Origin of the sequence: Cobetia sp. D5, assembly GCF_035666195.1 — a bacterium.
In the GTDB taxonomy this organism is placed as follows: domain Bacteria; phylum Pseudomonadota; class Gammaproteobacteria; order Pseudomonadales; family Halomonadaceae; genus Cobetia; species Cobetia amphilecti.
In genome coordinates this window covers 95958-111027 of record NZ_CP142020.1, presented here as the reverse complement: position 1 = coordinate 111027, position 15070 = coordinate 95958, and the positions used below count along the sequence as shown (strand labels likewise).

Annotated in this window: 13 protein-coding genes; 6 read left to right on the top strand and 7 right to left on the bottom strand. The window is 63.9% G+C overall.

The window, feature by feature from the left end:
• Window positions 1–603 precede the first annotated feature (603 nt).
• From U0O11_RS00500 to U0O11_RS00490, 3 genes are all read left to right on the top strand, one after another.
• Complete coding sequence (locus U0O11_RS00500; protein WP_043333327.1) at window positions 604–1173, top strand: TRAP transporter small permease subunit; 570 nt, start codon at window positions 604–606, stop codon at window positions 1171–1173.
• Window positions 1173–2579: a TRAP transporter large permease gene (locus tag U0O11_RS00495; RefSeq protein ID WP_324691059.1), complete on the top strand. Its 1407-nt coding sequence runs from the start codon at window positions 1173–1175 to the stop codon at window positions 2577–2579. Before U0O11_RS00500 ends, U0O11_RS00495 begins: the two co-directional genes overlap by 1 nt.
• Before the next feature lie 258 nt (window positions 2580–2837).
• The gene (locus U0O11_RS00490) at window positions 2838–3884 is read left to right on the top strand and encodes a TRAP transporter substrate-binding protein (RefSeq protein ID WP_240548770.1); all 1047 of its coding nucleotides are present in this window, start codon (window positions 2838–2840) and stop codon (window positions 3882–3884) included.
• A gap of 99 nt (window positions 3885–3983) precedes the next feature.
• Here U0O11_RS00490 and dtd read toward each other — a convergent pair whose 3' ends face one another.
• The 3 genes from dtd to U0O11_RS00475 all read right to left on the bottom strand — a co-directional run bounded on the left by dtd (window position 3984) and on the right by U0O11_RS00475 (window position 6590).
• Window positions 3984–4433: a D-aminoacyl-tRNA deacylase gene (gene dtd, locus U0O11_RS00485; protein ID WP_324691057.1), complete on the bottom strand. Its 450-nt coding sequence runs from the start codon at window positions 4431–4433 to the stop codon at window positions 3984–3986.
• A 141-nt stretch (window positions 4434–4574) separates the two neighbouring features.
• Entirely contained in the window at window positions 4575–5849 is a 1275-nt protein-coding gene (locus tag U0O11_RS00480) for a TRAP transporter large permease (RefSeq protein ID WP_324691055.1), read from the bottom strand.
• 78 nt (window positions 5850–5927) lie between these two features.
• Window positions 5928–6590 (bottom strand): TRAP transporter small permease, encoded by a 663-nt coding sequence (locus U0O11_RS00475; protein WP_324691053.1) that lies wholly within the window; start codon window positions 6588–6590, stop codon window positions 5928–5930.
• A 429-nt stretch (window positions 6591–7019) separates the two neighbouring features.
• On the opposite strand from U0O11_RS00475, the gene U0O11_RS00470 reads away from it, so the two are divergent.
• Window positions 7020–8111 carry a TRAP transporter substrate-binding protein gene (locus U0O11_RS00470; RefSeq protein ID WP_234368071.1) on the top strand — a complete coding sequence of 364 codons (1092 nt, stop codon included), beginning with the start codon at window positions 7020–7022 and terminating at the stop codon, window positions 8109–8111.
• Between the two features lie 249 nt (window positions 8112–8360).
• On the opposite strand, the gene U0O11_RS00465 is transcribed toward U0O11_RS00470, so the two are convergent.
• Window positions 8361–9038: a chalcone isomerase family protein gene (locus U0O11_RS00465; RefSeq protein WP_324691052.1), complete on the bottom strand. Its 678-nt coding sequence runs from the start codon at window positions 9036–9038 to the stop codon at window positions 8361–8363.
• Between the two features lie 91 nt (window positions 9039–9129).
• Entirely contained in the window at window positions 9130–9930 is an 801-nt protein-coding gene (thiD, locus tag U0O11_RS00460) for a bifunctional hydroxymethylpyrimidine kinase/phosphomethylpyrimidine kinase (RefSeq protein WP_324691050.1), read from the bottom strand.
• 110 nt (window positions 9931–10040) lie between these two features.
• On the opposite strand from thiD, the gene U0O11_RS00455 reads away from it, so the two are divergent.
• Window positions 10041–10505 carry a YqaA family protein gene (locus U0O11_RS00455; RefSeq protein WP_438265439.1) on the top strand — a complete coding sequence of 155 codons (465 nt, stop codon included), beginning with the start codon at window positions 10041–10043 and terminating at the stop codon, window positions 10503–10505.
• A 342-nt stretch (window positions 10506–10847) separates the two neighbouring features.
• Entirely contained in the window at window positions 10848–12080 is a 1233-nt protein-coding gene (locus U0O11_RS00450) for a patatin-like phospholipase family protein (RefSeq protein ID WP_131431122.1), read from the top strand.
• 121 nt (window positions 12081–12201) lie between these two features.
• Here U0O11_RS00450 and U0O11_RS00445 read toward each other — a convergent pair whose 3' ends face one another.
• Both U0O11_RS00445 and U0O11_RS00440 read right to left on the bottom strand, forming a co-directional pair.
• Window positions 12202–12966 carry a pseudouridine synthase gene (locus tag U0O11_RS00445; RefSeq protein WP_324691046.1) on the bottom strand — a complete coding sequence of 255 codons (765 nt, stop codon included), beginning with the start codon at window positions 12964–12966 and terminating at the stop codon, window positions 12202–12204.
• Between the two features lie 3 nt (window positions 12967–12969).
• Window positions 12970–14904 (bottom strand): ATP-binding cassette domain-containing protein, encoded by a 1935-nt coding sequence (locus tag U0O11_RS00440; protein WP_324691044.1) that lies wholly within the window; start codon window positions 14902–14904, stop codon window positions 12970–12972.
• Window positions 14905–15070 lie beyond the last annotated feature (166 nt).

Here is a 15070-nt window from a genome sequence, read left to right as displayed (position 1 = left end):
TGCCTGGCTCTCCCACCTGGCTCTCCCACCTGGCTTTCCCGCCTGGCTTTCCCGCCTGGCTTTCCAGACCCAGGCTTCCCTCAGCTACGGCCTGCCGGCAGCTGTCTGCGCCATGACGCTTGCCCCTGCTGCCGCGTCTGCGGCGCATCGCTTGCGGACTGTTGGATGCGCATGACGCGATCTGCCGCGCCCTTACTTGCCCGTTTCCTTGCCTGCCTGCCGGTATTTCTTCGCCTATCTCACTGTAAGCAAAGACAAAAACCGCCTGTCAGACCAATGATCCATTTGTTGTTGCGGCGCCGCTCGCTACTCTTTGTCTGCCAATGACGTGGATTAATCGTTGACTTAGCGATGACTGATGGCATGCCGCATCCGAGCGACGTCACTTACAGGGATGAAGCGTGGAATAGCGTTGTTCAAAGCGATGCCATCACGGCTTGCTGGACACCGCGACTGACCACAACATGAGCAACATCTGAATTGGCGACCTTGCCAGCAATCGCTTGCAACACAAGCGCTTGGCAAAGACACAGCAGACGCTGTCGGCAAAGCAACAACAACACCAACAATCATCACCTGCTACCCGCAGGCCAAGGGGACTCCATGTCTGCCAATGCCTCTACCCCCGGCTGGCTCACAGGGCTCGACCGCATGACCGAGGGGCTGGGACGCTGTGTGTCCTGGCTGGTCGTCATCATGATGCTGGTCGAATTCACCATCGTGATGCTGCGCTACGCCTTCAACATCAACAGCATCCCCATGCAGGAATCCGTGATGTACATGCACGCGGCCGTCTTCCTGCTCGCCGCCAGCTACACGCTCAAGCACGACGGCCATGTGCGGGTGGATATCTTCTATCAGCGCATGTCGCACCGCGGAAAGTCGTGGGTCGATCTCGGCGGCACCCTGTTCCTGCTGTTCCCGGTGATGACCTTCATCCTGCTATCCAGCCTCGGTTACGTGGGCGATTCCTGGGGCATCAAGGAAGCCTCACCCGAATCCGGCGGCCTGCCGGGCGTCTACCTGCTCAAGACCCTGATTCCGGCCATCGCCATCCTGATGATGCTGCAAGGCGTGGCGGAAGCCGGCCGCCATCTGCTGTTCCTGATGGGCCGCCTGCCCTCTCCGCATGCGAGCGATGACACCCCTGACCACGATGAGGAGCTGGTGTAATGCTCGAGATCATGCCACTGCTGCTGTTCGTGTGTATCTGTATCGTCTTGATGCTGGGCTATCCGGTGGCGCTGTCACTGGCCGGTACCGCGCTTGCCTTCGCCGGACTCGGCATGGGGCTGGATGCGCTGGGCATTACCCAGGGCGTATTCGATGCCAGCTTCCTGTCCGCGATGCCCAATCGCCTCTACGGCACCATGACCAACCAGACCCTGCTGGCCGTACCATTGTTCGTGTTGATGGGCGTGCTGCTGGAGAAGTCCAAGGTCGCCGAGACGCTGCTCGACGCCATGGCGCTGATGTTCGGCTCGCTGCGTGGCGGGCTGGGGATTTCCGTGACCATCGTCGGCATGCTGCTGGCCGCCTCCACCGGTATCGTCGGCGCAACCGTCGTCACCATGGGCCTGCTGTCACTGCCGACCATGCTCAAGCGCGGTTACGACCCGTCACTGGCCACCGGCGCCATCTGTGCCACCGGCACCCTGGGGCAGATCATCCCGCCGTCCATCGCGCTGGTCCTGCTGGGCGACGTGCTGTCTTCCGCCTATCAGCAGGCGCAACTGTCGATGGGCATCTGGAGTCCGAAAACCGTCTCGGTGGGTGACCTGTTCATCGGCGCGCTGATTCCGGGCCTGATTCTGGTGCTCGCCTATATCGTCTACATCGCCATGGTCGCCTGGCTGAAGCCGGAGAAGGCGCCGGCCGTCGAACGTGATGCGCTGATGGAAGAGCTGGGGCATACCGGCAGCATCTTCTGGCTGCTGATGAAGGGGCTGGTGCCACCGATCGTGCTGATCGTCTGTGTGCTCGGCTCGATTCTCGGCGGTCTCGCGACCCCGACCGAAGCCTCTGCCGTGGGCGCCTTCGGTGCCCTGATGCTGGCCCTCGCCAATCGCAAGCTGAGCCTGAAGACCCTGACGGAAGTGGTGCGCTCCACCACCAATGTCACCTCGATGGTGTTCCTGATCCTGATCGGTGCGGCGCTGTTCTCGCTGGTGTTCCGCGGCTTCGGCGGCGAAGAGGTCGTCACCGAGATCTTCGAGAACATGCCCGGCGGCGTCATCGGTGCCACCCTGGTGGTGATGCTGGTGATCTTCCTGCTCGGCTTCATCCTCGACTTCATCGAGATCACCTTCGTGGTGGTGCCGATCGTCGGTCCGGTGCTGCTGGCCATGGGCCTCGACCCGATCTGGCTGGGCATCATGATCGCCATCAACCTGCAGACCTCCTTCCTGACACCGCCCTTCGGGTTCGCGCTGTTCTACCTGCGCGGCGTGGCGCCCAAGGAAGTCAGCACCAGCCAGATCTACAAGGGTGTCGTGCCGTTCATCCTGATCCAGCTGTGCATGCTGGGCGCCCTGGCCGCCTTCCCGGGGCTGGCGACCTGGCTGCCGGCCCAGTTCTAGGCCACGAGTGACGAGACAGCACAAGGACAGAGCAAGGACAGAACAAAGACAGAGCAGCAACTGAATTGGCGGGGCCTGCCCCGCCAGCTGATGGGAGAGCCGCCAGTCGGCTCATGCAGATGCATCATATCCGGGGGCCGTTCGCGGCCCACCTCTTGCCCAGCGCCAGTTCATGACCGGTGCACAACAACAATCGGGCACTTCAAGGAGCATGCCATGCAACTCAACAAACTCGCCTTCGGCATCGCCGTCGGCACCATGACCGCCATGGGCACCCTGCCGGCCGTCGCCAATGCCGCCGATACCTTCACCTGGAAGATGGTCACCTCGTGGCCGAAGAACTTCCCGGGGGTGGGCCAGGGGCCGGAACGCCTCGCACGTCTGGTCGATGAGATGTCCGACGGCCGTCTCAAGATCAAGGTCTATGGCGCAGGCCAGCTGGTCCCGGGCTTCGAGGTCCTCGACTCCGTGTCTTCCGGTACCGCGCAGATCGGTCACTCGGCTTCCTACTACTGGAAAGGCAAGGCGCCGGAAGCCCAGTTCTTCGCTGCCGTGCCCTTCGGCATGACCGCACAGGAAATGAACGCCTGGCTGCATTACGGCGGTGGTCTGGAGCTGTGGAACGAGGTCTACGACAAGTTCGGCGTCGAAGTCATGGCGGGCGGCGCCTCGGGCGTGCAGATGGGCGGCTGGTTCAACAAGGAGATCAACTCGGTCGCCGATCTTGATGGTCTGAAGATGCGTATCCCGGGTCTGGGTGGCGATGTCATGCAGCAGATGGGCGTGGCGACGGTCAGCATGCCGGGCGGCGAGATCTTCACCTCGCTGCAGTCCGGGGCCATCGATGCCACCGAGTGGATCGGCCCGTACAACGACCTGGCCTTCGGTCTCTATCAGGCCGCCAAGTACTACTACTATCCGGGCTGGCACGAGCCGACCGTCACCTTCGAGGCCATCGTCAATGACGACGCCATGGCCGAGCTGCCCAAGGACCTGCAGGCCATCCTGCGCTCCGCGGTACGTGACGTGAACCAGGACATGCTCGACGAGTACACCGCGCGCAACAACGACGCCCTCGAGACACTGCTCAACGAGCACAAGGTCGAGCTGCGCCGTTACCCGCAGGACGTGCTCGACAAGGCACGCGAGCTGTCCGGCGAAGTGGTCAAGAAACTCGGCGACTCCAACGATCTGGCCGGTCGCATCTACGAGTCCTACACCACCTTCGAAGGCAAGGTCGAGAAGTGGCATGAGGTGTCTGAGCAGGCCTACCTGAACGCGCGCAACCCGGAAGGCGTGCAGTAAGACTGCGTTACCTGCGCCGCACTCCCGCGAGACGGCGCAGTCCCGTCATCCAATGCTTGCAGCCGCCCCTTCGGGGGCGGCTTTTTTGTGTCTGTGCGATCAGCTCTCGAGCAGGAAGGTCACTGGCCCGTCATTGAGCAGCGAGACCTGCATGTTGGCGCCGAAGCGTCCGGTCTCGATTCCCACCCCGAGCTCTCGCCCGCGCTCACGTGCCTTGTCGACCAGATAGGTGAACAGCCGCTCGCCCTCCGCCGGTGGCGCCGCCGAGGAGAAGCTGGGGCGCATGCCGCTACCGGTGTCCGCCGCCAGCGTGAACTGCGAGACCAGCAGCAGACTGCCACCCGCCTGCTGGACATTGAGGTTCATCTTGTCGTTCTCGTCAGCGAAGACCCGGTAATGCAGCAGCTTGTGCAGCAGCTTGTCGGCACGCGCCTCATCATCGCCCTTCTCGACGCCCACCAGTACCAGCAGACCGCCCTCGATGGCGCCGACGCTCTCGCCCTCGACCACGACTTCCGCCCGTGTGACGCGCTGGATCAATGCTCGCATGCCGCTTGCTCCTTCAAGAGATGAATGATGTTTCATGACATTTCGTGTTCGGGAGCATACCAGACGCGAACGCCCCGCAGACTGGGCCTGCGGGGCGCGACAGGTGCTACTTGAGCGGACGAGCTGCCAGTTGGCGAGCTTCTAGTTGGCGAGGCTCGGCAGGAACAGCGCGATCTGCGGGAACAGCATCAGCAGCACCGTCGCCAGCAACAGCAGGACAATGAAGGGCGGCGTCCCCCGGATGACCTCCATGTACGGTTTTCGGAATACCGCCACCGCCGTGAAGATGTCGCAGCCGAAGGGCGGGGTCGCCGAACCTATCGCCGCCTGCAGGGTAACCAGAGTGCCGACCAGCACCGGGTCCAACCCGGCGGCATCGACTGCCGGCGCAAACACCGGCGCCAGAATCAGGATCACCACGATGGGGTCCACGAACATGCAGCCGACGAAGTAGGCCGCCGCGATCACTGCCAACAGCGCCAGCGCGTGCTCCGACAGGTAGGGGATGTAGCCGCCGAGGATGGCATCCGGAATCTTGGCGAAGGAGATCATCCACGAGAAGCCCGCGCCCGCCGCCACCAGGATGAACACCACCGCGGTGATCAGCCCCGTGGAAAAGGCCACACTGGGCAGGTCCTTCAGGGTCACGCCGCGATAGATCAGCATCTCGAGAATCAGCGCGTAGATCACCGAGACCGTGGCGGCCTCCGTCGGCGAGAACATGCCCGAGTAGATGCCGCCGATGATGATCACCGGGAAGCCCGCCGGCAGGCTGGCGCGTTTCAAGGCCTTGAGGCGTGCGGGCCAGTCCGCCTTGGGCTGCGGGGCGATGCCCAGCTTCCACGACTTCCACATGCAGTAGAGCGAGAACAGCACCAGGATCATCAGCCCCGGGCCGATACCGGCGATGAACAGGTCACCCACCGAGGTACCGGTCGCCACGCCATAGATGATCATGCCGATGGAGGGCGGGATCAGCAGCGCGATATCGGAGGCATTGATGATCAATGCGATGGTGAACTTGTCACTGTAACCGGCTTCCAGCAGCCGCGGGCGCAGCGGGCGCCCCATCGCCACCACCGTAGCCTGGGTGGAGCCGGACACCGCGCCGAACAGGGTGCAGCCCAGCGCGGTGGTCACCGGCAGGCCACCGCGCCAGTGGCCGACGAAGCGCTCGACCAGATCCAGCAGGCGCTGGGCAGTGGAGCCCTTGAGCATGATATCGGCCGCCAGAATGAACATCGGCACCGCCGTCAGCACCACCGGCTGCAGACCGCCGATCATCTGCTGGATCACCAGCTCCGGCTTGAGGAAGGGAAAATCGCTGAACAACAAGAAAAAGGTGCCGACGCTCAATGGCACCATCATGGGTACCCCAAGCAACAGCAGCCCCACCATCACGAGCAGAATCCACATCGCAGCTTCCGTCCCTGGGTCAATGAAGTGTGATCAATCGTCTATCGAGACATCGAGAAGACATTCCCGACGCAGTGGCTAGAGCGCGCCGCTGCCGTCGACTTCCTCGTTCTCGTCCATCTCCGCCGTACGCCATGACAACCAGGCGCCCTGCGCCAGCAGGTTGCGCAGGATCGCCATCAGGTACTGGAGCGCCCCGAGCGCCAGTCCCAGCGGGACCACGGCATAGAGCGCCGCCAGCGACCAGCGCAGCGACGGCGTGACACGCCCGGACTTGGCCAGGCTCTGCAGATAATCCACCGCCAGCCAGGCGAGGTAGGCCAGCAAGGCACTGGTGATGACCTGTCCGGCGATCAGCAGCACCTTGCGCAACCACGGCGGCATGAAGTCCAGCAGCGCCGTCACGCGGATATGCCGCCCGGCGCGCGCGCCGTAACTGATGCCGAGGAAGGTCAGCCATAGCTGCAGGATCTGCATCAGCTCTTCGGTGAACGGCAGGCTGTAATTGAAGACGTTGCGCCCGATGACGTTGGCGATACTGGCCGTCGCCATGCCCAGCACGCACAGGGCGATCAACCAGCGCTCGACATGCGCCAGGCCCTGATCACCACGTTCGAACCAGGCGGCCAGACGGCGCAGCGGCGCAGGCAGATGTGCGAGGGGGTCCTGAGCGCCATTCGTCTCGGCCGGGGCGGGGCGGGTCTCGTCAGAGGAGGGAGACTTGGAGGGGGGCGAGTTCATGAAGCGGCTTCCTGTTGATGTGGCATCCTGCCAGATAGGCTTTCTACCAGACGTCATGAGCGCAGTGGTTTGCGCCAGACGGCCTGCATTTGCCAGTACGATCCATTGAAATTTTCCGCGGCACTGTCGTGATTTTCACTTTGGCTACTCTTGTTCTAGCTTTATTAGCGGCGCTTGAAATCAGTATGCGGCCGACGCGCGGCATGTCGGTCTGGCGAGCGACGGACAGAGCCTCAAGCACCAGAGCTCGAGTACCAGAGCCTCATGCGCACAGGCTCAGCCTATTCATAATAAATTCTAATCATACTATCCAATTTGGTAATTTTTTTATTATATTAAGAATGGCAATATTATCTAAATGATGCAAGTTGCACGCCGGGTACGCCCAGAGCCGCCCGACGCTGATGGAAATCACACAAGGAGAACAAGATGACGATGCAATGGAACCCGTCACCCGAGCAGAATCGCGAGACGTCCAGGACTCCTGTTCCCCTTTCTCGTCTCGCCGCGTTCATCAAGGGAGGCGCCCTCGCGTCCGGCCTGGGCATGGCGGCGCTGGCCTCCGCGGGCGTGCAGGCGGACACCTGGCGTTTCGCGCTGGAGGAGGTCTCCGGCAGTGTGCAGGATGCCTACGCCCAGGAATTCAAGAAGCGTATCGAAGAGGCCTCCGGTGGTGACATCGATGTCGAGATCTACCCCTATGGTGCACTGGGTACCTCCTCACAGCTCACCGAACTGGTGCAGAGCGATGCCATCCAGCTGACCTTTGCCTCACCGGGTCACCTGGCCTCGGTGATTCCGGAGTCGGGCGTCTTCACGCTGCACTTCCTGTTTTCCGACGACAATGCCGTCAATGAAGAGGTGCTCGGCAACTCCAAGGCCATCGACATGCTGTCCGAGGCCTACACCGAGCAGAACCTCCAGCTGCTGGGCGTGATTCCGGAAGGCTGGATGGTGTGGACCGGCAACCGCGACATCAAGACACCCGAGGACATGGAAGGCTTCAAGATCCGCACCATGACCTCGCCGATTCTGGTCGAGAGCTATCGCGGCTACGGTGCCAACCCGACGCCGATGCCCTATTCCGAGGTCTACTCCGGCCTGCAGCTGGGCCAGATCGACGGCCAGGTGAACCCGGTGTTCGCCATCCAGGAAATGAGCTTCTACGAAGTTCAGGACTACATGATCCAGGCCAAGCAGGCGCAGTTCATCACCACGCTGGTGGCCTCCAGTGACTTCTATTCCGGACTGGATGACGAGCAGCAGCAGATGCTCGACAAGGTCACCAACGAGATGCGTCCGTACATCTTCGAGAAGCAGGAGGAGTACAACGCCGACCGTCTGGAGAAGATCAAGGAAGATAGCGACATCGAGATCATCACGCTGACCGATGAGCAGCGCGAAGCCTTCCGCCCCGTCGGCGAGAAGGGCTGGGAAGTCTACCGTGAGCAATCCGGTGAGCGTGGCAGCAAGATCCTCGACACCCTGCAGGCCGACATCAAGGCTGCCGAAGGCAAGTAAGCCCAGGCAAGCGCGTCAGCTCCGCCAGGTAGATAGCAAGGATCGAAAGAGTGATAGAAAGTTAGAATGTTAGAAAGACGAGCATGAAGAAACGCCCCTGCCGGGACTCCCGGCAGGGGCGTTTTTCGTGGTGTCTCGATAGAGGCGCAAGACGCAAGACGATAGCGATGCCGCGACAGATGGGCCAGATAGGCTAGATGGGCCAGATAAGCTAGAGAGGGGCTAGAGGGCCCAGATGGAGAAAGCGCGCTACTGCCCCAGCAGCTGGGTACGGAAATCCTGCTGGGCCGGTTCATCGCCCAGCCAGATCGCGAACAGGCCGTTGGCCAGCGCCAGTGAATCGCTTTCGAAGATGACCTGACCGTTCAGCACCAGCGACAGCGTGCCTCTGCCGCCACCGGCGGACAGCCATTGCAGCGCATAGCGATCCCCCGGCACGACGTCCTGATAGGCACGATTGAAGCGCGTCAATTCAGGCTCGATCGCCGCGAAATCCGCCGCTGACAGATTCTTGCGCACGCCCTTGGTGGTCGCCTTGGCGAAGTCCTCGGCATCGATGGCATGGAAGTACTCCAGCACCAGGCGACGCGAGACATCCTTGAGCGGCGCCGGGCGCGGGCGACGCGCATCCTGATAATAGGCGCCAACATAGGCGTCCCACAGCAGGTAGGTGAAGAGCCCACTGCCAATCAGCGTCAGCGGCTGGCCGGACTGTGTGGCCACCTGATCCGCGAAGGTCACCCCCTTGATCTCGACGGCGAGCGCCGCCGGGCTGCTGGTGGCAAGCAGCGCCCCCATCACGCCCGCGGCCAGCCAGCGCGGCGCACTCGCCACCGGCAGGCTGACGACACGCAAGGCGGCGTTCAGGCTGCAAGCGGCGCCACGGACAGCTGACACGGACAAGCGATACAGCGGCGATATAGGCATGGCATCTACTCGTTGGCTGGCAATGATCAAGGGGAGCTTGCGGGGTTCATCACTACTGCAGACCGGGTTTCACAGGCTGGCTCTGGCTGGCTTACCACAGGGCGTGGAAATGATGCACCGGCCCACGGCCCTTGCCGACGTTGAGCTGATCGGAGGCGCGCAGCGCGCCCAACAGCCATTCGCGTGCCTCGACCACCGCCTGCGGCAACGGCAGGCCTTTCGCCAGTCGCGCCGTGATGGCAGAAGACATCGAGCAGCCGGTGCCGTGCAGATTGTCGGTCTCGATACGCGGCGCGCACAGCCATTGCTCGCCGGCATCGCTGACCAGCAGGTCATCACAGGCCTGCCCCTCAAGTGCCCCGCCCTTGATCAACACCGCCTTCGCGCCTCTGGCACGCAGCTCGCGGGCGACCTCGGGCATGTCGGAGCGCCCGATCAGGCGCCGCTCACCCAGCAGCACCGCGGCTTCATGCAGGTTGGGCGTGATGATATCGGCCAGCGGCACCAGGTGCTCGGCCACCGACTGGATGGCAGCATCATTGACCAGCGCATCACCACTCTTGGCGACCAGCACCGGGTCGAGCACGACCCAGCGCGGGCGACGCTGCTGAAGTCGGTCGGCGAGCATTTCCACCACCAGCGGATCGGCCACCATGCCGATCTTGGCGGCGCGGATATCGAGATCATCCAGCACGGCGTCCAGCTGAGCGGCGATGAATTCCCGCGAGACCGCCTCCACGCTGCGCACACCGCAGGTATTCTGCGCCGTCAGCGCCGTGATCACGCTGGCCCCGTAGGCGCCCAGCGCAGAGAATGTCTTGAGGTCCGCCTGAATGCCGGCTCCCCCGGAGGGGTCTGAGCCCGCTATCGTCAGGACGCACGGAATATGCATGCAGGAAGCTCCCGAAATATGGCTTTGACGTGCCAACAGCATACCCGAGCTGAGGAGGGAAGAAAGCCACCCCCAGCGCCCTGCCACCGTGAAAAACAGAAGAAAGTGATATGAATGAAGTGGCCCTACTGTCATTGCCGGCATTGACCTCGCTCGCCGTGATCTCGCTGGCCAGCGCCACCCTGCTGCCCGGCGGATCGGAGGCGGCCTTCGCGGGGCTGTGGTGCCAGGGGCACGCGCCCTGGGCGCTATGGATCGCGGCGACGCTGGGCAACACGCTCGGCAGCCTGATCAACGTCGCCCTGGGGCGTGGCGCCCGCCGTCTGCGCACACGGCGATGGTTTCCGGTCTCGCGGCGCGCATTGGCGCGCGGCACCCTGTGGTATCGCCGCTTCGGCGCCTGGAGCCTGCTGCTGAGCTGGGCCCCGCTGATTGGCGACCCGCTGACGGTGCTGGCGGGGGTCTTCCGGCTGGCGTGGTGGAAAAGCATCGTCCTGATCGTGATCGCCAAGGGCGGACGCTATGCGCTGTTGCTGCTGGCAGCCGACCTGTGGCTGACGCCCTGGTGCCAATGACCGCCGCACGGCTGCTGCTCCTGTTCCTGACCTCACCCTCGTCTTGGTCCCTGCCGCCTCAGTCAGTCGCTTGAATGAGATCGCAGACACGCAAGGCGAGGATGCGTGCTATGCTGACAAGCGCCATGCTGCACCGCACAATAAAAGCACTTCGATTGCTTTTCACCAGTGCCTCATTGCCTTGATCAGGTGCTTCATTGCCCTTGATATGCACCTCGTCACCCTTTCGCCGCCTCCACGAGTCCACGCCTCCCCCATCACATGGCGTCTCGCTCGCGACGGTCCCCCTGACCTCGGGCATTCCCCGGCGGAGTGCTGCACTGCTAGAGAGGAGAAGGTTTCATGCGTGATACATCCTGCGACTTCTGCGCCGATGCGCTCAATATTCTGGTGCTGCAAGGCGGTGGCGCGCTCGGCGCCTACCAGATCGGCATCTTCGAGGCGCTGGCCGAAGCCGGCATCCAGCCCGACTGGGTGGTCGGCACCTCGGTCGGCGCCATCAATGGCGCCCTGATCGCCGGCAATCCGGAGGGCGAGCGCCTCAAGGCCCTCGAGTCATTCTGGTATGGCATCGCCCAACCCGCTGCCAGCATGGGCCCCGCCTTTCATCCGTGGGAGCGCAGTGTCGCGCGTACCTCCGCCATGCTGTGGGGCATTCCGGGCTTCTTCCGCCCGCGCCCACTGTGGACGGTACCGATCTGGCAGAGCTTCTTCGGCGAGCCGCCCAGCCTCTACGACACCGAGCCGCTGGGCGACACGCTCAATCGGCTGGTGGACTTCGAGCGCCTGGATGCCCGCCACCCGGAGAACGTTCGCCTGTCGGTCGGGGCGGTGAATATCGGCAGCGGCGCGCTGCGCTACTTCGATTCCTCGCATGAAGCGCTGGACCACCGCCATATTCTGGCCAGCGGCGCCCTGCCACCGGCCTTCCCGCCGGTGTGGGTCGATGGCGAAGCCTATTGGGATGGCGGCCTGTACTCCAATACGCCCGTCAGCTGGGTGCTGTCGGAGCGTCCGCATGGCGAGACGGTGGTCAACTGCTACGTGATCGACCTGTGGAGTGCCGATGGCAAGGTGCCGGAGACATTGCAGGAGGCGCAGCTGCGCGAGAAGGATATCCAGTATTCCAGCCGTGCCGGCGAGCACCTCAATCTGCTGGAAGAGAATCAGGCGCTGCGCATGGGAATCGAGAATCTCGCCGACCATCTGCCGGAGGAGCTGCGCCAGTCGCCGAAGATCCAGCGCATTCTCGCCATGACCCAGCAGCCCTCGATCAACGTGGTGCGTCTGCTGGCCTCGGCGCGCCCGGGCGAGACCTCACTGAAGGATATCGACTTCTCGCGCGCGACCATCGACTCGCGTCGCGACAGTGGCTATCAGGACATGCAGGAAGTGCTGAGCCGCTGCAGCCAGTTTGCGCCGCTGCCGGAGGATATCGGGGTCATCGTGCGCAACTTCACGCGCAACGCCGAGGGCGAGCTGGTCAGCCTGTCGACGCCTGATGCCAGCCCCGTCGACGATGACCAGGCGAGCATCACGGCAGAGGACCTGCCCAGTCAGGCGACCGGCAGCTGAGCAGCGCTGACGACGATTCAGCACGATCTATCCACACCCCATCGCAGCCGTCACGCGCTGGCGGCGCACCAGGCGGGTGTGGATAACCCGGTGTCGGCAAGACGCCACCCGCCGGGTGGCCTCACCCGCGAGGCTGCGCGGCCCCCAGCCGTGAACACTCCTCGCGGGTAAGCTCGCGCCACTCCCCCGGCGCCAGCCCCTCGAGACTCAAGCCCGCCACCGACTCACGGTGCAGCCACACCACGCGATTGCCCAAGCTACGCCACAGTCGCTTGACGTGGTGATGGCGTCCCTCGTGCAGCGTCAGGCGTGCCTGGTTCGCGGTGAGAAACGCAAGCTTTGCCGGCAGTGTCGGGCGCGGATCATGTTCGAGCAGCACCCCCTGGCGAACCTGTGCGATGGCGCTTTCCTGTTCGGCCTCCGTCAGGGGCCGCTCCAGCCCCATGCGATAGCGCTTGGCGGGGCCCTCGAGCCCGGCATCGCTGATGCGCGCCGAGACATCGCCGTCGTTGGTCAGCAGCAGGGCACCGGTCGTCGCACGGTCGAGACGCCCGACATGGTGGATCTCGGCCAGCCAGCAGCTGTCCTCGCCGCGTACTTCAAGCGTCTCGCGCAGCACATCGATCACGGTGGGGTGTTCGGGGTCATGACAGGCCGTCACGACTCCGGCGGGCTTGTTGAGCAGGATATGACGCGGACGCCGCGCGATCTGCAGGCAGACGGTCGCGTCACTCGCTGACAGGTGGATGTCATCGAAGGGGCCGACCTCATGCAGCGGGTCGCTGATCGTCGCGCCGTTGACCCGCACGCGCCCCGCCGCCAGCGCCGAGAGCGCATGACGACGGTTGAGCTGTGGCTGACGTGTCAGCCAGCGGTCCAGCCGCATGACCTAGTCCGCCGCCTTGAGCTGGGCTTCCATCTCTTCCAGCGCTTCCTGAGCCTCGAACCATTCGGCTTCGGCCTCATCGAGGCGACTCTTGATCTCGCCCTGGCTGGCCAGCAATTTGGTCAGCTCCGCCTTGCGGTCCGCCTCGTAGAGCGTGGCATCGCCCAGCGCTTCCTCGATCTTGTCCAGCTCGCCCTGCGCCTTGCTCATCTTCTGCTCGGCCTTGTCGCTGACCTTCTTGAGCGGACGCAGCTTCTCGCGCAGTTCAGCCGCCTGACGGCGCGCCTCCTTGCGGTCCGGCGTGCGCGTGCTGTCAGTCCCCGCATCGGCATCCTTCTGGGCGCGCGCTTCCCGCCGCTCGCCCTCGACCCGCGCCTTGAGCCAGGCACGGTAGTCATCCAGGTCACCATCGAAGGGCGTCACGCGACCATCGGCGATGCACCAGAATTCATCGACGCAGGCACGCAGCAGGTGGCGGTCGTGGGAGACCAGAATCACGGTGCCCTCGAAGGTCGCCAGTGCATCAGTGAGCGCCTCGCGCATGTCGAGGTCCAGGTGGTTGGTCGGCTCATCCAGCAGCAGCAGATTGGGCTTCTGCCACGCGATCAGCGACAGCGCCAGACGCGCCTTCTCGCCACCGGAGAACGACTCCACCGTGGCGTAGACCTCATCGCCGTGGAAGCCGAAGCTGCCGAGGAAGGTGCGGATCTCCAGCTCACCCGCCGACGGTGACAGGCGCAGCACATGATTGAAGGGCGTCGAGGACAGGTCGAGCCCGTCCACCTGGTGCTGGGCGAAGTAGCCGATGGCCAGATGCTCGCCGGCGGTCCGCTGGCCCTCGACCAGCGCAAGCTCGCCGGTGAGCGCCTTGATCAGCGTCGACTTGCCGGCGCCATTGGGGCCGAGCAGACCGATGCGCTGCCCCGGCAGCAGCGAGAAGCGCACCCCGGAGAGCTGCGGCGGCTGACCGGGATAGCCGATCACCGCGCGGTCCAGCCCCAGCAGCGGATGCGAGATCTTGTCGGAGCACGGGATGGTGAAGTGGAACGGGGAATCGGCTTTCACTGCCGCCGTCTCTTCCATGCGCTCCAGCATCTTCATGCGGCTCTGGGCCTGACGCGCCTTGGTGGCCTTGGCCTTGAAGCGACGCACGAAATCCTCGATCTCGGCGCGCCGCGCCATGGTCTTCTCGTGCTCGACCTGCTCGCGCACCAGGCGCTCGGAACGCGTGCGTTCGAAGCGGCTGTAGTTGCCCTTGTAGACCACCAGCTTGCGGCGATCGAAGTGGATGATGTGATCACACACCGCATCGAGGAAGTCGCGGTCGTGGGAGATCAGCAGCAGCGCGCCGGGATAACGCGCCAGCCATTGCTCCAGCCACAGCAACGCATCGAGATCCAGGTGGTTGGTCGGCTCATCCAGCAGCAGCAGGTCGGACGGCGTGAACAGGGTGCGCGCCAGATTGGCACGCATGCGCCAGCCACCCGAGAAGGCCGCCAGCGGCTGACTGAGCTGCGCCTGGCTGAAGCCGAGACCGACCAGCAGCTGCTCGGCACGCGCCCGTGCGGTGTAGCCATCGAGGGTGTCGAAGTGGGCGTGCAGCTCGGCCTGACGTTGGTGCTCGCCGCTCTCTTCGGCGGCTGCCAGGGCGCGCTCGGTCTCGCGCAGCGCGTGGTCCCCGTCCATGACGTAGTCGACGATCGGACGCTCCAGCGCATCGATTTCCTGCGCCATGTGCGCGACACGCACGCCACCGGCCAGCGATACCTTGCCGCTGTCGGGCGTCAACTCGCCGAGGATCAGGCCGAACAGGCTCGACTTGCCGGCGCCATTGGGGCCGACGATACCGGCCTTGTGACCGGCATGCAGCGTCAGGTCCGCTTCGTCGATCAGCGGTGCTCCGCCGCGTTGCAGGGCGAGCTGGCGCAGTGCAATCATGACAACCTCGATCAGAAAATACGGGGGACGTCGGGCTCCCGTTCACCGCCACCGACACGAGCGCTACGACTCAGCAAGCTGCTGGGCGCGACTCGTGAAGAGACATCATCGGTGACACATGAAGAGACATCATCGGTGGCACGTGAAGAGACATCATCCGTGACAC